The 24,236-nt window shown below is 44.1% G+C and carries 17 protein-coding genes; 3 read left to right on the plus strand and 14 right to left on the minus strand.

Going from position 1 to position 24,236, the window contains the following annotated elements:
• Window positions 1–16: 16 nt before the first annotated feature.
• The 14 genes from glgP to PHP90_RS03700 form a co-directional block, all read right to left on the minus strand.
• Window positions 17–1,657, minus strand: a complete 1,641-nt coding sequence (glgP, locus tag PHP90_RS03635; protein WP_299925388.1) for an alpha-glucan family phosphorylase — start codon at window positions 1,655–1,657, stop codon at window positions 17–19.
• A gap of 29 nt (window positions 1,658–1,686) precedes the next feature.
• A complete protein-coding gene (gene glgB, locus PHP90_RS03640) occupies window positions 1,687–3,603 on the minus strand; it encodes a 1,4-alpha-glucan branching protein GlgB (RefSeq protein ID WP_299925391.1) in 1,917 nt (638 codons plus the stop codon).
• A gap of 29 nt (window positions 3,604–3,632) precedes the next feature.
• On the minus strand, window positions 3,633–5,105 hold the full coding sequence (gene glgA, locus PHP90_RS03645; protein ID WP_299925395.1) for a glycogen synthase GlgA: 1,473 nt from the start codon (window positions 5,103–5,105) through the stop codon (window positions 3,633–3,635).
• A 47-nt stretch (window positions 5,106–5,152) separates the two neighbouring features.
• Window positions 5,153–6,574, minus strand: coding sequence for a glycogen/starch synthase (locus tag PHP90_RS03650; RefSeq protein ID WP_299925398.1), 1,422 nt, complete (start codon window positions 6,572–6,574; stop codon window positions 5,153–5,155).
• Window positions 6,567–7,571, minus strand: coding sequence for a UTP--glucose-1-phosphate uridylyltransferase (locus tag PHP90_RS03655; protein ID WP_299925401.1), 1,005 nt, complete (start codon window positions 7,569–7,571; stop codon window positions 6,567–6,569). Before PHP90_RS03655 ends, PHP90_RS03650 begins: the two co-directional genes overlap by 8 nt.
• A complete protein-coding gene (locus tag PHP90_RS03660) occupies window positions 7,564–9,594 on the minus strand; it encodes an alpha-amylase/4-alpha-glucanotransferase domain-containing protein (protein ID WP_299925404.1) in 2,031 nt (676 codons plus the stop codon). The genes PHP90_RS03655 and PHP90_RS03660 overlap by 8 nt, the downstream gene beginning before the upstream one ends.
• An 8-nt stretch (window positions 9,595–9,602) precedes the next feature.
• Window positions 9,603–11,594, minus strand: coding sequence for a glycoside hydrolase family 57 protein (locus PHP90_RS03665; RefSeq protein WP_299925406.1), 1,992 nt, complete (start codon window positions 11,592–11,594; stop codon window positions 9,603–9,605).
• Window positions 11,594–14,101 carry a sugar phosphate nucleotidyltransferase gene (locus tag PHP90_RS03670; RefSeq protein WP_299925408.1) on the minus strand — a complete coding sequence of 836 codons (2,508 nt, stop codon included), beginning with the start codon at window positions 14,099–14,101 and terminating at the stop codon, window positions 11,594–11,596. The genes PHP90_RS03665 and PHP90_RS03670 overlap by 1 nt, the downstream gene beginning before the upstream one ends.
• 235 nt (window positions 14,102–14,336) lie before the next feature.
• Window positions 14,337–15,539 carry an ArsS family sensor histidine kinase gene (locus tag PHP90_RS03675; protein WP_299925410.1) on the minus strand — a complete coding sequence of 401 codons (1,203 nt, stop codon included), beginning with the start codon at window positions 15,537–15,539 and terminating at the stop codon, window positions 14,337–14,339.
• 3 nt (window positions 15,540–15,542) lie between these two features.
• Entirely contained in the window at window positions 15,543–16,214 is a 672-nt protein-coding gene (locus PHP90_RS03680; RefSeq protein WP_299925413.1) for a response regulator transcription factor, read from the minus strand.
• Window positions 16,207–16,593, minus strand: coding sequence for a periplasmic heavy metal sensor (locus PHP90_RS03685; protein ID WP_299925416.1), 387 nt, complete (start codon window positions 16,591–16,593; stop codon window positions 16,207–16,209). Before PHP90_RS03685 ends, PHP90_RS03680 begins: the two co-directional genes overlap by 8 nt.
• A 12-nt stretch (window positions 16,594–16,605) precedes the next feature.
• Window positions 16,606–17,709, minus strand: coding sequence for a cytochrome b/b6 domain-containing protein (locus tag PHP90_RS03690; RefSeq protein WP_299925419.1), 1,104 nt, complete (start codon window positions 17,707–17,709; stop codon window positions 16,606–16,608).
• 13 nt (window positions 17,710–17,722) lie between these two features.
• Window positions 17,723–18,259: a diheme cytochrome c gene (locus PHP90_RS03695; protein WP_299925422.1), complete on the minus strand. Its 537-nt coding sequence runs from the start codon at window positions 18,257–18,259 to the stop codon at window positions 17,723–17,725.
• A 12-nt stretch (window positions 18,260–18,271) separates the two neighbouring features.
• Entirely contained in the window at window positions 18,272–18,679 is a 408-nt protein-coding gene (locus PHP90_RS03700; protein ID WP_299925424.1) for a DUF1924 domain-containing protein, read from the minus strand.
• 201 nt (window positions 18,680–18,880) lie between these two features.
• On the opposite strand from PHP90_RS03700, the gene nifJ reads away from it, so the two are divergent.
• The 3 genes from nifJ to PHP90_RS03715 form a co-directional block, all read left to right on the plus strand.
• Complete coding sequence (nifJ, locus tag PHP90_RS03705; protein WP_299925430.1) at window positions 18,881–22,444, plus strand: pyruvate:ferredoxin (flavodoxin) oxidoreductase; 3,564 nt, start codon at window positions 18,881–18,883, stop codon at window positions 22,442–22,444.
• A 2-nt stretch (window positions 22,445–22,446) separates the two neighbouring features.
• On the plus strand, window positions 22,447–23,442 hold the full coding sequence (locus PHP90_RS03710; RefSeq protein WP_299925433.1) for a dihydroorotate dehydrogenase-like protein: 996 nt from the start codon (window positions 22,447–22,449) through the stop codon (window positions 23,440–23,442).
• 18 nt (window positions 23,443–23,460) lie between these two features.
• On the plus strand, window positions 23,461–24,236 hold a 776-nt coding region (locus PHP90_RS03715), incomplete at its 3' end, for an MFS transporter (RefSeq protein ID WP_299925435.1).

Here is a 24,236-nt window from a genome sequence, read left to right on the forward strand (position 1 = left end):
ATTATAAAACAATTCATCAGTAATTATACATCTTCACATAATATTCATGCACCATACGACCAGAGTCAAAGGCCGGAATTACATCACTCATCGCACTTTTCATCATCTGGCACCATTGTTCCGGACGATCATAATACATCGGAATGATCTCATTTTCGAGAATATCCATCATATTTTTGTTATCCTCACGGTCTTGCACCTCGATCGGAGTACTGTGATCGATCGGCGGAATCGTAAAGGCGTTGAATCCGTGTTTGGCAAATTCCGGATGCCATCCGTCATTAGTAGAAAAGTGAATTGAACCGTTCATACTCGCCGTCATACCGCTCGTACCGCTCGCTTCGCGTGAGACACGCGGTGTATTGAGCCATACGTCAGAACCTTTTTTCAGGATACGGGAGAGTTCCAACTCGTATCCTACGAGTACGGCCATATTTTTGAATCCGTGGCTGATATAGATAAGTTCATTAAATGCATTAATAGCGTTGGTATCGAAAGGATACGGTTTACCCGCCCAAATGACCTGAATCGGTTTATCGGTACGTTCCAATAGAGATTTAAAACGGGCAAAATCATGTTTGAGCAGTCCGGGACGTTTGTATTCGGCAAAACGTCGAGCCCACACAATCGTTAAAATATCCGGATCAAACATTTTACCCGTCTGATCGGCAACTACATTAAACAGGTTGCGTTTGAGATGTTTTTTTCGTCCGATAAGAGCATAGTCTTCATGTTCATCGAGTGCCGCGAGCATACCGTTGTCCGACCAAAAACGTCTATTCTGGGCATTGGTGATATAAATGATTTCGGAACGTCCTTCACAATTTTGCCACATACGATTGGCAACTTCACCGTGTATTTTAGATACGGCATTAGTAATCTTGGAAGAGCGTAACGCTCCTACCGTAAGATTAAAATTATTATCCGTCATATTCATGATGTTACGGACGGTACCTAAGTCTAGCCCATTGAAAAAACCGAATTTATGGAGCAATTCTATATTGTGTTGTTCATTGCCCGCATCTTCAGGAGTGTGAGTTGTAAATACAACCCGTTTTTTAACCTCATTCATATCCCGATATTTCGCATAAAGTTCATATACTAACGGAAGTGCATGTCCCTCATTCATATGATAAATATCGATCTTTTGTCTCAATGCTTCGAGGACTTTTACCCCACCGATACCCAATACAACCTCTTGCGATATTCGAGTCTCTTCATTCGCATCATAAAGTTTGTGGGTAATAGTACGGGCCAAAAAGTCATTTTCGGGAATGTCGGTAGAAAGGAGAATAATAGGTGCGGAGCTGAATACATTGGGCGGCAAATAAAATGCCTTAATAGAGACATCCTTGGAATGGATGTTAACGACTGCCTGGACGCCAAGGTCTTCTAGAAAGTAGTAATGTTTTCGGATAAACTCCATCTCCAAACTGCGGTCTTCGTGTCGGGATTGATCGTAATACCCGAAGCTCCATAATATTCCGATACCAACAACATTTTGACGCAGATCGTAGGCACTTCGCATGTGAGAACCGGACAAAAATCCCAGACCCCCTGAATACGTTTTCAGAGCTTGATGAATAGCAAATTCCATAGAAAAGTATGCAACACTGGTAGAGTATTTTGGGTCGATTTCATAATCATGGAGTATCATATTTTCTTCTTTAATTAGCTTTTATAAGATTATTGTACCGATTTATCGATCAATTTTTGTTTCAGATACACAACCCCCAGCGGAGGCAATGTCATAGAAATAGAGTATTCCCTCCCATGAGTCGAAGCATGAAATGTATGGAGCGGTTCTCTGTTGCCGATATTCCACCCCTCATATAATGAAGATTGGGAGTTGAATATTTCAACGTATTCCCCCTCTTGCAAAACACCCATATGATAATTTTCACGCGTCGCATCTGCAAAGTTGCAAACAACATAGATGTCATCAGCCGGATTATCGCTTTTTCGCACGAAGCTTAGACAATTGTGGCTGTAATCACGATCATCAATCCACTCAAATCCCTCTCGCATCACATCATACATATGCAAGGCGCGCTCATCACGGTAGAGACGGTTGAGATCTGAGACCATTTTGTTCAACCCTTTATGCATCGGGTTATCCAACAAATGCCAATCCAAAGAACGTTCAAAATTCCATTCGGCGTATTGTGCAATCTCTCCCCCCATAAAGAGGAGCTTTTTCCCCGGATGTGCCGTCATATACGCAAACAGTGTTCTGAGATGGGCAAATTTTTGGTTGGCATCTCCCGGCATTTTATTGATAAGAGAGCCTTTCATGTGAACGACCTCATCATGGCTCAGAGGAAGCATAAAGTTTTCATCAAACCCGTACCACATACTAAACGTCAGTTGGTGATGGTGGTGCTGACGATGAATCGGATCATAACTCATGTATTTGAGCGAATCGTGCATCCACCCCATGTTCCATTTGAAACCGAAACCCAATCCCCCGATATCCACCGGACGGGTTACCATCGGATAGGCGGTCGATTCCTCGGCAATCATCATAATATCACTAAACTCGCCGTATACGCTGACATTGAGTTTTTTCAAAAACTCTATCGCTTCGAGATTTTCATTCCCGCCGTATTCATTAGGGATCCACTCACCCTCTTTTCTCGCATAGTTGAGATACAGCATCGAGGCAACGGCATCAACGCGAATGCCGTCTATATGGTATTTATCGAGCCAGAACATCGCCGAACTGATCAAAAAAGACTGTACTTCATTACGACCGTAATTAAAAATGATGCTTCCCCACTCCGGATGAAATCCCTGACGCGGGTCGTCATGCTCATAAAGTGCCGTACCGTCAAAATTGATCAATCCGTGCATATCAACTGCAAAATGTGACGGAACCCAGTCCATGATCACGCCGATATCGTTTTCATGCAGGGCATCGATGAGAAACATAAGATCCTGAGGTGTCCCGTAACGCGCCGTAGCGGCGAAATACCCGACAACCTGATACCCCCATGAACCGTCATAGGGATACTCGCTCAGCGGCATAAACTCGACATGGGTGTAGTTCATCTCTTTCAAATAATTCACAAGCTCGATAGAGAGTTCCCGATACGTCAAAGGACGGTTATCTTCCTCTACCTTTCTGCGCCATGACCCCAGATGCATCTCATACACACTGATTGGGGCATCGTGCGCATTGCTCAGATGACGATCCCGCATCCAATGCTGATCTTTCCAGTCATACCCTTCCAGACTCCAGACACGAGAGGCCGATTTAGGCGGCTGTTCGCTGTAAAATGCAAACGGATCGCTTTTATCGTGAACAATGTTATGGAATTTGGAAACAATATGATATTTGTAGGTGAGTCCCTGCTCTACGCCCTCAATAAAACCTTCCCAGATTCCCGATTCATCGCCTCGTAGCTGCAGAGGATGAGACGAAGTGTCATAATGGTTAAAATCTCCCCTTACGCTGACATACGATGCGTTTGGAGCCCATACGGCAAAATAAATACCTGCTTTTCCCTCATGCTCCATTGCATGGGCACCAAGCTTATCGTAGAGCTTTGTATGCGTCCCTTGTTTAAAGAGATAGATATCCATCTCACTCAATCTGGACATATTGTAATTTATGGGGTGATCTTGGTTATTCATTGCCCTCTTCTCCCATTTGAAATCTTGTAGTACAGCGCTTCGTATTCGAGTGCGGAACCATTCCAGTCAAAACGCTTACTCATAGCATTTTTCTGCATTTGTTCAAATCCTATACGATCATTGTACCATGTATGAACCGCCCATCCGACAGTATTCACAAGCGCATCGGACGAAGCGTCGTAAAATTTGAACCCAGTGCCGTGCATTTGGTCGTTTTGATAGTTTTCGATCGTATCGTCTAACCCGCCGGTAGCGCGTACGATCGGAAGAGTCCCGTATCGAAGACTGTATATCTGATTCAAACCGCACGGTTCAAACAAAGAGGGCATTAAAAACATATCGCTGCCTGCTTCGATTTGGTGTGCGAGATCATTTCGATATCCGATAAAGCAGCCGAATTTATCGGGGTGTTTATGGGCGATATCGCTGAAATAATGCTCTGCCCACTTCTCTCCGGCACCGAGCATCACAATCTGAATATCCATTTCCAAAAGTTTCCAGATCGCATGCGCCAGAAGTTCAATCCCTTTTTGCTCTGCAAGCCGACCGACCAATCCGATCAAAGGAACATCGGCTCTTTTAGGCAAATGAAATGTTTCCTGTAAGGCATCTTTACAGAGCGCTTTACCGCTCATATCCTCTGCATCAAACGTTTGTGCGATAAATGAATCCTCAGCTGGGCTCCATTCTTGATAATCGATTCCGTTGAGTATCCCGTAGAGTTTATACGATAGATGATCGATCAGGCTCTCTAAACCCCAGCCAAATTCCGAGGTACGGATCTCGTCGGCGTATTTTCGGCTGACGGTAGTGATGGCATCTGCATGAATAATCCCCCCTTTGAGGAGATTGACCCCATCGTACTCTTCAAGCTCATAGAAATGATTCCAGCCGATTCCGAGGACATCCATCAGCCCCTTATAAAATCTCCCCTGATGCTGAAGGTTGTGGATCGTAAGCAAAGAACCCGTAAAAGCAAAATCCGGATCGTAGGTATACAGTGTGTTAAGCATCACAGGAAGCGCAGCCGTATGCCAATCATTGGCATGAATCACATCGGGATGAAAACGGAGCATTTTGGAGAGCTGCATCACGGCACGGGAAAAAAAGATAAACCGGTTGTCGTTATCGTTAAAACTGAATCCATCCTCTTCATAGAGCCCTTTTCGTCCAAAATATCCCTCATGCTCGATAAAATAGACGGGAACATCGCTCCCCGGCAATAGACCCTCATAAACCGAGGCCCACTCTTCACCCATAATCCCCATCGGTACCCCGAGAGAACCTTCCATCGGCGTAAGAGCGTATTTTTCCCGATCTACGATATAGTACCGCGGCATCACGACCCGAACATCATGTCCCAAAGCACGAAGCGCTTTCGGCAGTGCTCCTACCACATCCGCCAAACCGCCTGTTTTGGCAAACGGCACTACTTCAGATGCAGCGATCAAAATGTTAAGTTTATTCATCAATTTCCTTTTAACGCACTCATATCACTATCAATTATAAAGTTTTTTTACTTCGATATACTCTCATAGAGACGACTGTAGATTTTTGCACTCTCAGACCAGGAAAAATCACATCCCATGTTGTGGTTGGCAATCTCGTCGAATCTCTTTTTATCGACATAGAGCTCACATGCTTTTTGTACCGCTGCGTACAGAGCGCGGGTGGTAGGAGAGTTAAAGACGATTCCGTAGCCCGCAGAACTCCCCTCTTTGTAGTTTTCAAATTTTTTCACGGTATCGGCCAATCCTCCGACACGATGAACAACCGGCAATGATCCGTACGCAAACGCAATCATTTGATTCAGTCCGCACGGCTCAAACAATGAGGGCATCAGGAGAAAATCGCTTGCTGCATACATGCGATGCGATAACGCTTCATCATACCCCATATACAGACTGACATTCTTATAACTCTGCGTAATAGCATTCAAAGCCGTATGGTACTCTTCTTCACCATCTCCTAAAATGGCAATATTGCATTCCAAAGCTGCCATTTTCGGAAGCGTTTCGATGAGCAGATCGATCCCTTTTTGTCCGGTAAAACGTCCTATAAAAACAAAAAGCGATTTCGTGGCCCCTTTGAGACCAAAGTGTTTGAGAATATCACTTTTAGAAGCTTTCTTCCCTTTGACATTTTTATACGTACTGACCAGTGCAGTGTCGCTCATAGGTGAAAAATGCTCTGAATCGATTCCGTTGAGAATCCCTTGAAGCTTAGGCCGATGAAACTCTATGAAGCCTTCCAACCCGCACCCGAATTCATGCGTTAAAATCTCTTTGGCATAATTTGGACTGACCGTCGTGATAGTATCCGAATACGCGATACCCGCTTTCATGAAATTGACTTTACCATGGAATTCTAGTGCATCCATGGTCATATAGCCGCTATTTATCCCTATCTGTCCCAAAACATCCGCTTCAAAAATCCCTTGATATGCCAAATTATGGATGGTATAAAGCGTTTTAGTCGGTATCGTCGGATCTTCGCGTATGAGTAATGCAGCCAATGCACACTGCCAGTCATTGAGATGAAGGATATCGTAATGTTCACTTCGGATCAATGCAGCGAGGACATGTGAAAACAGTCCAAAGCGCAACGCATTGTCTTCATAACCGCACTCAGGAGGACCGTAGAGAAAATCACGTTCGCACAGCAGCGGAGCATACACAAAACGGTACTCTACCCCCTCGAACAAACATCCGTATATCTCTATCGTATACTCTACTCCACCCATCTCAATGTTAAAGGGTTCATTCAAAAGAGTGATATCATATTTATCTCGATCAATCGACCGGTACAGAGGCAGTACGACATGAACATCATACCGACCGCATAACGCTTTTGGAAGACTATGCGCTACATCCGCCAATCCTCCGGTCTTTGCAAATGGATATACCTCGCTCGCCGCGAACAACACTCTTTTAGCCATGATTATCTCCTCGTAAAAGTTTTGCTGCCAATTCCGGTTCCACCGGATTGATCATCATATCGGTATTGATTTCAAATCCGCCGAATCTGTAAAGTCTGGGCATGATCCGGACAATCAGACGATGTGCATCACATAAGTGTGACTCATCCCCTAACGGCGGTGTTGAAACCCAGAGGTTAAAGGCAAATTTATTTAACTGTATTGATAGTTTCTGCATAACCGAAACAAGCAATGATGCAAGCTCATCCAAATGTTCATCACTTACCGTATCAATCTGACCGACACATTTTTTCGATCCGATCATAACCTCGAAAGGATAACTGCTGGCAAAGGGACAAAAAGCATTGAAATCACCGCGTTTATCGATCATCCGTATCTCAGCATCCTCTTCATCGCTTATGATGGATTCCATCATTGAGCGATTATGGTTATACATATACTCACGGCTTCGACGATAAAAATCGCGCTGCGATTTTGGCACGAGAGGCAAGCCGATCAGCTGTGTGTGGCAATGGCTTTGGGTGGAACCGGCATCATAACCTTCATTTTTAAACAGTGAAATGAAGGTGATACGGTGATCACGCCGTAAATCATCAACCCTCTCTCGAAGTGTTCTAAGCCAAGAGAGCATGTCATGATGGTTCCATTGGGTCATTGAACGATAATGAACCGGAGTATCGATAATAACCTCATGCGCACCGAATCCGTCCCAATACTCAAAAGCTCCATTATGATGCTGATGGGGCACTTCGATCGCTACAGCCTTATAGAGATTGGGAACGACCCGAGTCTGCCAGCCTGGATGATTGCTGAGACTATCATTTTCACGTATAGCGTAAATTTCTTTGGGAGTCATCGCTTCATTTCCATCGCAGAAGGGGCATTCCGACTCTAATGATACCGATGTCTCCTCACGCGTGTTATCAGGGCGCTGAAGACGTTCGGGAGCAATAATGACATGGGAATCGTGCAAACGATCATAGCGAATTTCAGACACGCGTTATCTCCAGTGTACCTACAACGTTTAGTGAGGATTCAAAATCAAAAATAAACGCGATACTGAGACCTTGAACACTCAAATCAAATCCCTGCTCGCTTTGAGAGAGCGTTTGAAGCTGAAAATAGTGTGCACTAAAAACTCTGTCTGTACGGAAGGTGATTTTTTTCTTTAATACGGTGTCAATGATCTCAACGCTTTGGATACCTTCGAGCGTTCCGTTTTCCTCCAGTGATATGCCGTTGATACGAAGTTTGTCATAATCGGAAAAATGGAGATTATGTTCCATTACGTAGTTAAATTTCCCTGAAGCCTCACTCTCCAATAGGATTGAAAAATCGATCGTATCCGCACCGAAAGAAAAGTTCTTAGTCAGTTTTGTGTTTGCTTTTCCCTCGCTGTAGACTCCGCCGTTTCGCTCAAATGTAAGGCTATTCTTGCCCATTGAGGACTCAAAAGGCTGATTCGCAAAATCACCGTATTCACGGAAATTACAATGACGAAACGATTCAGCGTTAAAACTATCGTCACTGATATGATCGATAAACGAATTTTTCAAATACCAATCATAGATAATGGCATCTCGAAGCGAATCATCGAACGAACCGCTTGCATGGTGGATCGTATCGATTCCCTCTTCAATCGGAGCCGATTTTTCACGCGGAGCCTCAAACAACCTTTTGTGGTATGCCTCTTTACGTCTGGTCAAAGTGTTTTGATAATTGAAACACTTGTCGCGAATATCGAGTTCTACAAGCTGTCCTCCGTGCGCTGCATCAAAACGGGCAATCAGTTTGGAGGATACCGACTTGTATTTAGGATAACCGTCGAGTTCATTGGTGTCACTCACCAATGCTTTTTTCTTGCCATAACGGATATTTTCACACTCTATGACATACGTATAAGCGTTGTCTCTCAAGTTAGGAAGATAGAGTCCTCCGAATACTCCATGCCAGAGCGAATCATTCGTTTGGGCTTTGTGCAAAGGAAGTTCAAAATCTCCTTCGCCTGCATGAAACGCGCGAGAGAGTTCGATAGTTCGTTTGTGCAATCGGTTGGATTCGGGATATTTAACAAAAAAGTTTTTCCACGTTCCCCCTTTGAGGAACTTTACCCCTTCGCGCTCGTAGCGCTCCAGTCCCATCTCCTCTTTCAATGCTTCAAGGGCCAGCGCATCATCGGCTTTTAGACTCCATTCACCCATTTCATAATACGAAACATTCGGCAGATAGGCAATGCCGCGAGGATGGTGAGAATTAAAATACTCTCCGTAATGACGTGTTTCAATGGACTCATCGGCTAGAACCGTTTGGACAAATTTTTCCAGCCACCCTTTTTCATAGACCCACTCATGCGTTCCGGGCCACATTCCGAATTTTTCCGCATCATCAAATATGATTGCTGCCGAATCGTTTTCGCGGTTATACGATTTGATTGCACGAATCGCACTATCGACGTTTAAAAACGGTATCGCATAGCGGAGTTTTTGGCTGATCGGGAACAGTCCCATCGGAACTCCCCCCTCTTCACTCATATAATAGCCGTCCAACACCTCTTTATCAAATCCGGCACATTGAAAATGGTAATCATCCATAACCGTATAGTTGATCCCTGCACGGTTCAGATCGGGGATCAAAGCGGACTCCCATACCCGTTCGGTAAGCCATAGCCCCTGAGGGACTTGTGAAAATCGCTCTGCAATCGAATCGTTCAACCGTCCTATCTGTGCAACCCGATCACGTGATGGGATAACGCTCAAAATCGGTTCATAATATCCTGCACTGAAAAACTCAATGCTTCCTTTTTTCGCAAGCATTACAATTTTCTCATACAGTGTGGGGCGCAACTGTTCTATCCGCTCCATCAGCCAGCCGCTGCAATGGACCGAAAATTTAAATTCGGGATATCGGCTCATCACCTCGAAAAACGGTTCATAGCACGTTTTTATTCCCAGTTCGATAACCCAGTCAAAATTATCCACAGGCTGATGCATATGGATTCCAAACAGCAGTGATGTCTTCATACTTTCTCCTATATAAACCAGTCGTTTGTAAAGTGATCATCCAGCTCAAGCAATAAGAAACCGTTTGCCGGCATCGTCTGGATAACTGTATCTTCCTGGAGCAATTCAAACCGCAAATGCAATGTCCTATTCGAACTAAAAAACTCGCGAGAGAGTGCAAATTCCAAACGGTTTCGAACGGCCTTCGGATCTAGTATTATACGCTGCTGTGTTTCTTGAATGATTACAGCAACGTGCATTTCACGTGTACCGATAATCATTCCTACCAATGACACGTAAAAGGAAGTATCGTCATAACCATAGTAAATAATATCAATAGGTCCGCGAACGCGATCCATCGTCGAAAAGCCGCCGCGTTCATCGATTACACCGCTTCCGACCCATGCGAAAAAGGGGCTGTTCGGATTGCCGATTACCGGGGAAATCAGATTATGCGGTTTACGGGTTGTAGGTTTTGCTGCGGCATTTGAAATAATACTATCCCATAAATGCGATGGTATCTCCCTACCCATCAAACGATAAATCTGGATCAGATGTTCTCGAAACAGTGCATCGAACTCTAATGAAAACTCCGTAAAATGATCTTCACCGTACCACCAAAACCAGTCGCTGCACTCCGATGCCAAAAGATGGTATCGAATCTCTTCCGTTACTTTGTTATTCAGTCCATACTCTTCTACAGCTCGACGCGTCTCGAAGATCAGTTCCCATGCCCGATTTTTTTCAGGATGCCCTACCCATGTATCAAAGGTTCCGTGTATCCAGCTTCCGGGAGTGATATGATCTAAAACTGTAATCTTGGATTCCTGTGACACTTCATCCATCGTTACGGTTTTACACCATTGAGTAGCCGAAAGAGCACCATACAGTCCATTGAAAAAATCCAATCCGTTATTGGGATAGAATTCCCATGCATTTTCTCCGTCCACTATGACAGAAATATAGGGATTTTTTTCTCGCAGAGCAATCTGATGAAGAGCTTCCATAAAGTGCTCTCCTGCTCTCAAACCTTCCATATGACGATACTCAAATCCGATCAGATCACTCAGTCCATGGTCGCGAAAAGCAATGGCAACGTCATCGTATTTATAAGGTTTAAAATGAGACGACGCTGAATTATTTTGAAGAGTGCGATGTAAGATTGCTTCATCCGTGGCAATCCATTGTATCCCATATTCTTTGTAAAGAGCGATACTTTTCTCATCGACTGCACCTTCAGCCGGCCAAAAACCGCTTGGTTTGCGCTGAAAAACACTTTCGTATAATGCGATAGAACGTACCACATGTTCGCGTGCATCGTCCATCAAAGAATAAGCGCTTGCAGGTAACTGTGTTGCCGCATTGGCACGTGAGCCGTTTTCCATATCGATCAATAGCGGCAGTATCGGATGAAAATAGGGAGTCGTTGAAACGGATATAATCCCTTTACGCTGTAAATCGGCATAAAACGGCAATATCTCCCGGACAAAACCGCTCAGTGTATCAAGCAACTCTTTTTTATCCGCTTGCGTGTAACCTTGTTGTTTTAAAAACAACGCTTTGACAAAATCATTTTGGGTACGCAGATAATGTCCGCACCAAGCGAGGAAAAACACCACTTCCAAATCAAGAAGTTCTTCATCCGAAAAAGTTTCCTGATAATACAGTCCACTATAGCGCTCTATCGGACGTACCATCGTCTCATATTGCGTTGAGGTGCAGAGTTTAACGATCCACTCTCGCTCAGTATCACTTAATTCAGCAGGATGCTTAACCCATAATGAAAGAAAAGCATCATGTTTTAAAGGTTCTCTGTAAAGAAGCATCTGTTCGATCAACGAAGCGCTGAGATTAAATGTTGCCTTGAGACCCGGATGGAGGCTCATCAGCCACGGCATTTCATAATAATCTTTAATGGCGTGCAAAAATACCCACGGCATTTTCATAACCCCGTCACTTCCCCTGTAATCGGGCTGGTGCATGTGCCAGAAAAAAGAGAGGTGTAAGGTTATTTTCTCCATTACGATTTACTCCACTCCTCTATTTTAGAGGTATACAGTTTTGTATAATACTCACCTTTTTCATCAGTAGCCGCTTGTATTGTCAGGTTCAAAGAATTATTGTATTGATCCGGAATCATCAGAACCCAATCATCGGTATCAAACCAAATTTTTACTCCATCGAGAGTAGAAGATTCTTTCCCTTTTGAATCTTCCAGGAACTTACGCATCATTTTTCCTTTTAATGCCTGAGTACACGGAAGCTGAATCGTTGCATAGTAAAAATGAGGCAATGATTTGATGATCTCGGAAAGCTTCACGCCATGAGTAACGATCATCTCTAAGATTTTCAGTGTGGCATACATCGAATCTCTATGGGTCGCAAATTCGGTAAAGGTAAAGTTCCCCTCACCGGTAGCAACCAAATCATACGTCTTCATTTTCGACGCTTTAAAATTCGCGTATTGTCCACGTTCAATCTCAAGTTGATCGAAGTAAACGATATCCGCTGCCCAGGTCGGAAGGAAAACCCTCTTCTTCTCTCCCGAAGCTTTTGCATCCATATTGAGCAAACTGAGTACGACATACAATGAAGTCTGTTTGGTAAGCAATACCCCCTCATCACTGATAATATCAAGACGCTGTCCATGAGGGAAAAGGACAAAACCTGCATCCAGACGAAGTGCTCGGATTACAGCACCCATATCCTCATAGGAGCGTTTCGCCGTATTATTGATATTTGCAAGTCGTTGTTCATCTTCATAGGCATTGAACATAATATGTTCGACATTTAAGTCATTTAATATAGTCGGAAAGACTTCAGATGCCAAGCCGTGCATTACATCCACTGCAATACGGCAATCAAGACATTTAAATCGATGCGATTGCAATATACTTTCTATCCCTTTTTTATATTCATGGTATTCTCGTTTGTGGTCGAGAGGAAATATTTGCCCGATTTGAGTGTAATCAACACGACGAAACGTCTCTTTGAAAAATGCTTTTTCCACTTTTTTTGCTACATCATTATTGATGCGGAGGGCTTCATTGTTATAAAACGTAATCACGGTACTCGTAGGATCATCGAGTTTTTGATTGAAATGGACTCCGGCAGTATAGTTCTCATGAAACGAAAGACTGCAACGCATGACAGCTGAAGGGATTGCATTATAGTCGACGACATCGACTCCGGAGGATAGCAAACCTCCTAAAAATGCCCGTTTGAGCATTCGTGAACTTTTATCGTAGTGGCGTGAGACAAGCACGGTAGAACCGATAGGAAGCTGTGCTCCAAAGGATTCAGCCAGTTTGGTGGCCATTTCGCAGGAGAGTTCTACGTTGGATTTTCCGATAACCATTCCATCTTCAAAAATAGAATTTTTATATTTGTTTCCTAAAATAAGACTTCGGCTGACTATAGCGGCATCTTCGATCATTTTGTTCGGCCAGATAGTGACGTCTTTTTCTATCGTGACCAACACTCCTATTTCACACCCCTCTGCCAAGATCAATCCCGATTTTGCGGTAACATTTTTACCGATCTTATTATGATTGCAAATAACGCATCCATCCAGATTGGCATTTTTACCGATCTCAACATCGTCCCAAATAACGCTATTTCGAATTTTGCACCCTGAGCCGATCGTTACATTGTTTCCGATAACAACATTATTCAGTTTTGCACCGTGCTTGATTGTTACATCGTTTCCAAGCACGACAATCCCGACAATCTCGACACTCTCATCGATATTGAAATCCTCTTCATGGATCAATACACCGTCAGGATATTTGATTGCTTCGCCACCCAGCTCAAATTTAATTTTACCGCTTAAAATATCTTCATACACATCACGATAACTTTCCGGATTTCCGACATCACGCCAATACCCTTGAGCATGTCCGGCCATCAAATCGATCCCCTTACGCATCAGAAGCGGAAACAGATCTTTCGCAAAATCGAAATTTTCATTTTTTGGAATATAGTCTAAGATTTCAGGCTCGATGATATAAATTCCGGTGTTGATCGTATCACTGAACACTTCTCCCCAGCTCGGCTTTTCGAGGAATTTTTCTATTTTTCCCTCTTCATTCGCGATAACGACACCAAACTCCAACGGATTTTCAACCGATGTGAGTGTAATGGTCAGTTTTGACTTTTTCTCTTCATGATAATCAAAGATTTTCTGAAAATCAAAATCGGTTACCAAATCTCCGCTGATAATAATAAAGTTTTCGTCTCCGATGTATTCTTGAGCCTTTTTAACCGCACCGGCTGTACCGTAATCATCATCCGGCACTACATACGTGATCTTAATACCCCATTTACTTCCGTCTTGGAAATAATCTTTGATAACTTCAGGTTTAAAATATAGGAGGATTATGAACTCTTTGATTCCCAAATTCCGCAAACTCACTATAGTATGTTCCATCATTGGTCGATTCATAATCGGTAACATCGGTTTAGGGATAGAGTTTGTAAGTGGCTGGATACGTGTACCGAATCCGCCTGCCATAACCACAGCTTTCATAAGAGTCCTTCGTGCGTAAAGTAGTCTGTTCAGCCAATACTCTATTAACTGAACCATATTTAGTCTTCAATATTAACGTGTTGAGTTAAACTTTTGATACTAATGTTTAATCATAACATACGTTCGACACAAATTATTACATTATTATCACTGAACTATCTCAGAACCGATTATATTTAAAAAATAGTGTCATTTATAACGATTCTACTCAATAATTTAACCCAAAAATCGCTTGCTATTCCACAATAATTGAAAAGCAATGATATTCGTTTTTATAATCGTACGTCAATTGATATCCGTGTTTGATAATAATCTTACTTACAATATTGAGACCCAAACCGAAGCCTTGCGTCGTACGAGAGCTCTCTTGTCTCGTAAAGGGGGTCAAAAAATAGCTAAAATCTTTTTCCAGCGGTTTACCGTGATTTGAAACACTGATGCGGTTTATATCGATTTCCAGGACTATAGGGAGCCGATCGGTATATTTCAGAGCATTATCAAGCAAATTTTTCAGTGCAAGTGAAAGATAGTGGACATCACCGGATAATATGAAATTATTTTTTATCTCAATCTTGACAGCTGACTCATCTTCAAGACAAAGTTTTGAGAGAGCTTCCATGACCAATGTTTCCGCACTGAATTTTTCAGATTGTATTGTGTCGGTCGCTTGAAGTTTTTCAATCTCCAAAAGTTCTCGCGTAAGTTGATCCAGTTCTTGGAACGAATGTTTCAGTGTCGCTTTTGCTTTGGAATCTTCGATTTGTTCCAGTGCAAACAGCCCTCTCGCAATCGGGGTACGCAGCTCATGTCCGACATCCCGCAAAAGCTCTTGACGTGAAAGAATCAAATTTTCGATAGTTTGAGCCATTTCATTATAAGTTTGTGCGACTTCTCCTATCTCATCACGTGTTCGGACTTCACTGCGGCTGCGATAGGCCCCTTTGGCAAAACTGCGCATGCTTGAAGCGATGGAATTAAGCGGTGATAACATTCGTAAGATACTGATAAAGATAATGATCAATACCGCTATATCGGCGATGACCAGTGTATTGAGTACCCACCCTTTTTTCTGAACCTCCAGAAAGCTCTTATCGTGCAAATAGATCTCTTCGTCAATGTATCGCACATGCAGAACATAATCACCGTTTTTCGCTTCAAATATTTCAAATACACCAAAGGTATGCGGTTGGCGGACAAGCATCCTTTCAGGAAGTTCCGGAGCTGTTTTTACCAAATTGATCGTTTTGAGTTTATTGTCAAGTTCATTAGCCGATGATGTTGCCATCCAACCAAATATTTTACGCCCGTCAACGATATATTTTTGAAGTATGAGAGATTCGTATTTTTGAGTATTGATCGTATCGATTTGATACCCTATTCCGATCATAAGGAGAAGACTGATACTGAATAAGAGTGTAATTTTGGTAAATATCGACATCATTTATCCTGTAAATTTGTAGCCGATTCCCCAAACCGATTTGATATAGCGGGGTTCTTTGGCATCATCGCCGATTTTTAGACGGATATTGCTGATATGCATATCGATAGTTCGGTGTTTGGTATCGTCACCCAAGCCTAATGAACCGATGATCTGATCACGGGAGAGGTTTTTACCCCGATTTTTAACCAACAGCCAAAAAATATCGAATTCGATCCGTGTCAGATCGATCGGATAACCGTCCATACTGACGGATTTATTTGATTCATCAATCGTGAAATCAGATACGATGTGTTCATTTTTTCGTCCGTAGCGGCGTAAAACCGCTTCCAAACGCAACACCAACTCCCGCGGTTCATACGGTTTATCGAGATAATCGTCGGCTCCGAGATCGTAGCCGTATATTTTGTTGCCGATATCGGTGCGGGCAGAAGAGATAATGATGGGGATGTCGAGTCGGCTTTTAATCATTTTTGCTACATCAAATCCATCCATACCGGGAAGCATCAGATCCAAAACGACAATATCATATACCTCTTTTCGTTCCAGCAAGGATGCAAGAGCATCTTTGGGATTGGAAAAACCTTTTACTTCAAATCCGTAAGGCTCCAAAAATGAGATCATCATCTCTTGCAGGGGAATGTCATCTTCGATCAAAAGAACTTTTTTACTCAATCTCCCACTCCCTCATATGCTGAATGAATCGTCGCTTTTGCTCCGGAGTCAAAATCGTATGAAGACGCTCAAACAATCGTACCCGAATCTCAATCGACATACGTTCCATTTCCAAATTTTTAGCACGAAACGATTCGGTATCGAACGTCGGAGCAAGAAACAGTCCGTTAATATCCTGCTGTGTTTGCTTGCTTTGATGATGATATTTGCGATATGCCTGCTGATACTCTTTCATCGCATCCTCAACAGAGCGATGTTGTTGCTGTGTTAACCCTAAATCATCCAGATCCATCGGAAAACGGTGTCCGTCGTTGTCGGCATAAGAAGGACTAAACCATGCCAAACAAAGTGACATTCCCAACAACATAATCCATTTCATTTACTCCCCCTTTCATATCGCTTTGATCGCATTATCTTCAATCGTCCCCTGCTCTACATCGCTATGGCACGCTTTACAGTTTGCGCGGCTTTTCACACTGTCGCGCTTAAAGACCTCAGCAGGTATATCCCTGTGCGTCCGTTTCCAAAACGGTGTTTGGGTAAATGCTATCATATCGCGATTTTGAAGCGATTGCATCATTTTTACCGACATCTCCTGTTGTGAACTCTCTGCAGAGTGTGCCAGAAGATAGGCTAAAATCGTTTTATGATCCGCAGGATCAAGCGAAGCATCATCGCCGAAATGGTTCGATAAATCCCCCATCAGTTTTGTCCACGATTCTCTCGCTAACAGCGTCGGAGGATATAGAGTATGACAGGAACCGCACTCATTGACAAAAGCCGGATTGGCTTTTGCATAATCGACTTTTTCATTGTAGCCGAGGGTGATCGGATTGTTCGGTACACTGAGTGTATAGATAAGGAATACAATGGTTCCGCCGATTCCTATGATTGCAACCATTTTTTGTGTTAATGACAATACGGCACTTTCACCCTCCATATTTTTGTGTCCGTCAATAATTGAGTTAAGCGTGCGATCCGATTTGTGCAGCACTCTATCGCTCAACACTCCCATTACATGCGCCGCTATCAAGACCCATAACAGATTGACAAAAAACTCATGTATCTCACCGAACCATTTCATATCTGAAAAGTAACCTGCATGCAAAAATGCGAGTATCCCTCTATTTTCCTGTATCCCATAAGCAAGCATTCCGCTTATTGTTGCAAGTGCAACGGTTGCGAGCATCGCGATCATTACAAAACTAGCTGCCGGATTATGGCCGACATAGTGTCGAGTCGGATTAAAGAGCGATAAGAGATATTCTTTCAGCGCGTCGAAGCGCAGAGTAAAATCACCAAAACGGGAATATTTAGGTCCCATAATCCCCCATACGATGCGAAACACCAGCAATACCCCTACCGCACTGCCGATCGCCGCATGCAAAGAGAGCCATCGATCTTCCAACGAGGCGATCCACGCCCCGAGAATCAAAGAAACAAACAGCCAGTGAAACAACCGTGTCGGAAGTGTCCAAACATATACCCGTTTCATAGTAATCTCCTATTTATTCCCAACTGCCGTAATTTGGGATTCGAATTTCGCGTTCACGATAACTGCCGCTTGCCGCTTTCGTATGACATGCGGCACAATTTGCGAAACTTTTGACTTCCGCTTGCGTGACCATTTTTTGCGCTACCTCACGATGTTCCCGTTTAAAATTCGGTGTTTCAGAAATACGCATCGCGATCTCTCCGCCCATTCCGGTCATACGATCATTTCTTGAGGCATGTGTTGCCAAATAGTTTTGGATCGTTTTGTGATCTGCCGGATCGAGCGAAGCATTCGTTCCGAAATGGCTGTCCAACGTATTCATCGTTTTGTCCCATGAACGCTTAGGCAAAAACTCGGGCTGATAGGCAATATGACATGCTCCACACTCTTTTTGATACAACGCCATCGTTGTCTTATCTTGTTTGGTCATCGGTTTTGCAACCACAGAAGAAGAACGGTGTTCATGTTCTTCATAATCGTCTTCTGCGTAAAGATACGCTCCGCCTGCCAGAATAAGTGCGGCTACTGATATATTTAATAATGTTTTCATTGTATTGCTCCGTTAATTTTTCATAATATAGGTGAGGACATCACCTTTTTCTTGTGCAGTTCCCTCACGGGCATAAACATCCATGAAATTGCGTCTAAGCCATTTGGTAACCTCTTTGGTACTGGTAAGACGCTGAGGATTTGTACTCGGAGAGAGCGGATCTATCACTTTTCCGGTCAAAGCATTTTTTCCCGGATTGGCCAGATTGAGAGTATGACAACTGGTACATGCCATCGGCTTGCCTTGTTTTCCGGTGTGGGTTGAGGTAAAAATCTCTTTTCCTCTGGCAGCGTCAAATCCGCTGAACGAGCGATTTTCCGTTTTTGCTGCAGTTTCCAGTTCTTTCATATATTGAACAACTTCGGGTGATGCCGCCATAAGCGACATCGAGAACATAGCGACGATTGCAAGGTATTTCATAACCTTCCTCCTGTTTATTTGATGTTCAAATAGTAAAACAAAGGTGTCAATACGTTCCGTCTATTCTCTTGACACTTTCTTGACATTTATATGGTTCTTAGAAGTTCTTCCAAGAATTAAAAATTACGATTAAATTTCAGTTCGGTCTACTAACTTGGGCTATAATGTAAAACCGTAAATTTTATTGGATGGAGCAACTCTATGTCTGAATCCACTACCATTACCGTCGATGGAAATGAAGCCGTCGCACTGGTCGCCCATAAAATCAATGAAGTCATCGCGATATACCCCATAACCCCCTCATCCCCCATGGGAGAATTCAGCGATATTTACAGTTCCAAAGGGGAAAAAAATATTTTTGGAACGGTTCCTGAAGTGTACGAAATGCAAAGCGAAGGGGGAGCCAGCGGCGCCGTTCACGGTTCCCTCCAAACAGGAGCCCTGACGACTACGTTTACCGCTTCGCAGGGCCTTTTGCTAATGATCCCCAATATGTACAAAATTGCAGGAGAACTCACTTCAACGGTTTTTCATGTCGCCGCACGTTCTCTGGCCGCGCAGGGGCTCTCTATTTTCGGAGATCATCAAGATGTGATGGGAGTTCGGCAGACCGGTTTTGCCCTTTTGGCCTCAAACTCGGTTCAGGAAGCCCACGATTTTGCCCTCATATCCCAAGCGGCATCTCTGCGCTCTCGAATCCCATTTCTGCATTTTTTTGACGGGTTCCGGACATCGCATGAAGTGAGCCGGATAGAACAGCTAAAAATCGATGATCTAAAAGCGATGATCGATCCGGAATTGGTAGCACAGCACCGAAAGCGGGGGTTAAACCCTGATCATCCCGTCCTAAGAGGAACTTCCCAAAATCCGGATGTCTATTTCCAGGGTCGCGAAAGCGTCAACCGCTACTATCAGGCATTGCCGGGTATTCTGCAAAATGAGATGGATCGTTTTTATGAATTGACAGGACGCCGATACAACCTGTTTGACTATTGCGGTGCCGAGGATGCGGAGCGTATCCTCGTTCTCATGGGATCCGGTGCCGAAGCGGTCGAAGAGAGCGTAGCGTATTTAAATACCCAAGGTTCCAAAGTGGGAATGATCAAAGTTCGTCTCGCGTTGCCGTTTGCACAAGAGGCCTTTATACAAGCGCTTCCGAAATCACTCAAATCCATCGCCGTATTGGATCGAACCAAAGAATCCGGAAGTTTGGGAGAGCCGCTGTATCACGATGTCGTGACGACCCTTTTTGAGCATCGGGATACGTTCCGTGTTATGCCAACCATTATCGGGGGGAGATACGGACTCTCATCCAAAGAGTTTACTCCTGCCATGATCATCGGAATTTTCGACGAATTGGCCAAAACAACTCCGAAAAATCATTTTACCGTCGGTATTGATGATGATGTGACCTTTACGTCACTGCAATACGATCACGATTTTATTTTGGAAAACAGTGACCAGTTTCAGGCGGTTTTTTACGGACTGGGTTCGGACGGTACCGTCGGTGCGAACAAAAATACAATCAAGATCATCGGAACCCAAACCGATAATTATGCACAAGGATATTTTGTTTACGACTCCAAAAAGTCGGGCTCGATGACTACCTCGCATCTGCGTTTCGGAAGCAAACCGATACAATCGAGCTATCTCATCCAAAAAGCCGATTTTGTCGCCGTGCACCAGGCCGTATTCCTCGAAAAACTCGATTTGCTCGATATTGCCAAACCCGGTGCTATCTTTTTGCTCAATTCTCCGTATCCGAAAGAAGAAGTATGGAATAGATTGCCTCGCGTGACACAAGAACAGATCATTGCCAAACAGATACGATTCTTCGCAATCGATGCCTATAAAGTTGCACAGGCATCCAAAATGGGACGACGAATCAACACCGTGATGCAGACGTGTTTCTTTGCTATCAGCGGGATTCTCAGCAAAGACGAAGCGATGCGAAAGATCAAAGCCTCTATCCAAAAAACCTACGGCGCAAAAGGGGATGTCATCGTTCAAATGAACTATGACGCCGTGGATACAACCCTCGAAAATCTCTATGAAATCAAAGTCCCGGATAATGCGAACAGCTCACAAGCCCTTCATCCGATTCTCAAAGGGGATATGACTCCGTTCATCGAGGAGGTGATCGGAAAAATAAGCGCTTTCAAAGGGGATCAGGTTCGTGTATCCCAAATGCCGGATGACGGCACATGGCCTACCGGAACGGCACAATATGAAAAACGCAATATTGCTCAGGAAGTTCCGTTTTGGGATGCCGATACCTGTATCCAATGCAACAAATGCGTCTCTGCATGCCCCCATTCCGTCATCCGCTCGAGTATTTTCGACGTATCCTTTCTGGAGAATGCACCGCAAGGATTCAGTGCCAAAGCGGCAAAAGGGAAAGAGTACACAGAAAACGACCGCTTCGCAATATCGGTTGCCGTCGAGGACTGTACCGGCTGTGCACTGTGCGTAGAAGTGTGTCCGGCCAAAAACAAATCCCAAACCAATCTCAAAGCGATCAATATGGTGCTGCAGCTGCCGTTGCGCGAAAGCGGAATCAAGCAGTGGGATTTTTTCCTCTCGTTGCCTAAAATGGATCGTTCTTCTCTCGATCACAGCAATCTCAAAGATTCACAGTTCCTCGAACCTCTTTTCGAATTTAGCGGTGCATGTCCGGGATGCGGAGAGACCCCTTATGTCAAACTCGCATCTCAGCTTTTCGGGGATCGTATGGTCATCGCCAACGCAACCGGATGCAGTTCTATCTATGGCGGCAATCTTCCTACGACACCGTGGCGTAAAAATGACGAGGGAAAAGGACCGGCATGGTCGAATTCGCTGTTTGAAGACAATGCGGAGTTTGGATTAGGATTTCGTCTGGCCATCGATTCGCATACAGACCGTGCAAAACAATTGCTTGAAAATCTAAAAGATAAGCTAGACCCTTCTGCGGTCACCGATATTCTTAACGCCGAACAGCATGATGAAGCACAGATCAATGCCCAACGACAACGGGTTGAATTGCTCAAAAAATCGTTGGAAGCACTTGATCATGACGATGCCAAAACGCTGATCGAATTGAGTGATTATCTGGTCAAAAAGTCGGTCTGGATCATGGGCGGCGACGGATGGGCGTACGATATCGGATACGGAGGGCTCGATCATGTCCTGGCCAGCGGTAAGAATGTCAACATTCTCGTCCTCGATACACAAGTCTATTCCAACACCGGAGGTCAGCAGTCCAAAGCGACCTTCACCGGTGCCGTGGCAAAATTTGCCGCAGGTGGAAAAGCGGCTATGCCGAAAGATCTCGCGGCAATGGCTATCAATTATCAAAACGTCTATGTCGCGAAAGTCTCAATGGGAGCAAACGACACGGCTACCGTAAAAGCGTTTGTCGAAGCGGAACGTTATGACGGCCCTTCGATCATCATCGCCTATTCGCATTGTGTCGCACACGGATATGATCTGAAATACGGATTTGATCAGCAAAAAAGAGCCGTAGACAGCGGTCTGTGGCCGATATTCCGTTTTAACCCCGACAAGATCAAAGAGGGTCAAAATCCGATGACGCTCGATTACAAAGGGCCTAAAATCGATGTAAAAGATTTTATGTATCGTGAAACCCGATTTAAAATGGCAGAAAAAATGAACAAAGAGGCCGCGGATTCTTATTTGGCTACCGCATCCCAAACTGCCCAATCGCTCTATCACCGATACCAAAATCTGCACGCGTATTATCAACCGTCCGAGGAGAAGGAATAATCATGGATCTCTCTACTACATTTTTAGACTTAGCACTTAAAAACCCTCTGATCGCGAGTGCATCGCCGTTGACCGCTTCACTCGACAGCATCAAAAAACTCGAAGATAACGGGATCGCCGCCGTCATTATGCATTCTCTTTTCGAAGAAGAGATTACGCATGAGATCCGCCAAATCGATCATTTCTTACACATACACAGCGATTCGTATGCGGAAGCTACCAGTTACCTCCCCAGCGAGGTCGATTTTGATAATCTCCATGCTGATCACTATCTGGAAGAGATACGACGTATTAAAGAGTCGGTATCGGTTCCTGTAATTGCATCTCTGAACGGCGCTTCCGCCGGAGGATGGGTCAAATACGCAACCAAACTCCAAGAGGCCGGTGCCGATGCGCTGGAGCTCAATATCACCTATATCCCCACTTCCATGGAACAGCAAGGTCATGAAGTGGAGCAGATGTATATAGATACGGCAGCGATGCTTGCACAACATATATCGATCCCGCTTAATGTCAAAATGAATGCCTACTTTTCCAGTCCGGCCAATATGGCAAAACGGTTCGTCGATGCAGGTGTAAAAGGGCTGACCCTTTTTGACAACCCTACTCTCGTCGATGTCGATCTCGAACTACTGAGCCCGTTGCAGCATGCAAATATCACCTCATCCGCACGTTTAAGTGAAACCCTCCGATGGTGTGCGATACTCTATAACAAACTCCCCTGCTCGCTCTGTGCCAATACCGGAGTCCATGGCGGAACCGATGTCCTGAAAGCCATTATGAGCGGTGCGGATGCGACTGCATTGGCTTCTGTACTTCTGATTAAAGGAGAAACGGAGATAAGTCAAATATTACTTGATATTAGAGAGTGGATGGAGAAACATGAATACGAATCGATTACCCAGATGAAAGGGAGCATATCTCTTTGTCATACCGACAATCCATCCGCATACGAGCGGAATTCCTATATGTATGCCCTGCAGCATTACCGACGCTAAGATTCGAGTGATTCGGGAATGAAAACGGCGTTCAACCATGTAACTTTAATCGTATTATTAGCAGCACTTACATCGGTTACACCGCTCTCTATCGATACCTATCTGCCATCCATGCCTGCAATCGCACATTCTCTCGGTGTAGGTATTGAAAAGATCGAAGCGACGATCAGTATTTTTCTTTTGTTTTTTGCCATCGGTCAGATGGTCGGGGGGATCCTTTCAGATAGAATTGGGAGACGAAAAACCGCCCTCTTGGGTCTTAGTATTTTCTCGCTGGCCAACTTTGCCCTGTTTTTTACAACGTCACTGAGTGAACTTTACCTCTTCCGTGCAATTCAGGCGTTTGCAGGAGGTTTGGCCATTGTCAACTCCTCCGCTATCGTCCGCGATCTATTCCACGGTACGGAAGCGGCCAAAGTCTTCTCAACGATTGCTTCCATCACGATGATTGCCCCGATGATTGCACCCGCTATCGGTTCGGTTATCATCTCCTTTTTTCCATGGAACACCGTTTTCTTATTTTTAGGCATATATTCCTCTGGGGTGACAATCGCGCTTTTAGCCAAACTCCCAGAGACAGGAACTCGCTCCACATCAAACATACTCGAAGCCTATAAAAGAATTTTGACCCATAAAGAAGCGATCAGCTATATTTTGGCCCTTACGTTCAGTTTTTCGGGGATGTTCATATTTATAGAAAAATCAAGTTTCATTTATATGGAATATTTCAAAGCAGACCACCGCCTTTTTCCGTTTCTCTTCGGTGCCAATGTATTGGTAATGATCGGTATGAC

The sequence above is a fragment of the Sulfuricurvum sp. genome (assembly GCF_028712165.1).
Taxonomy (GTDB): Bacteria; Campylobacterota; Campylobacteria; order Campylobacterales; family Sulfurimonadaceae; genus Sulfuricurvum.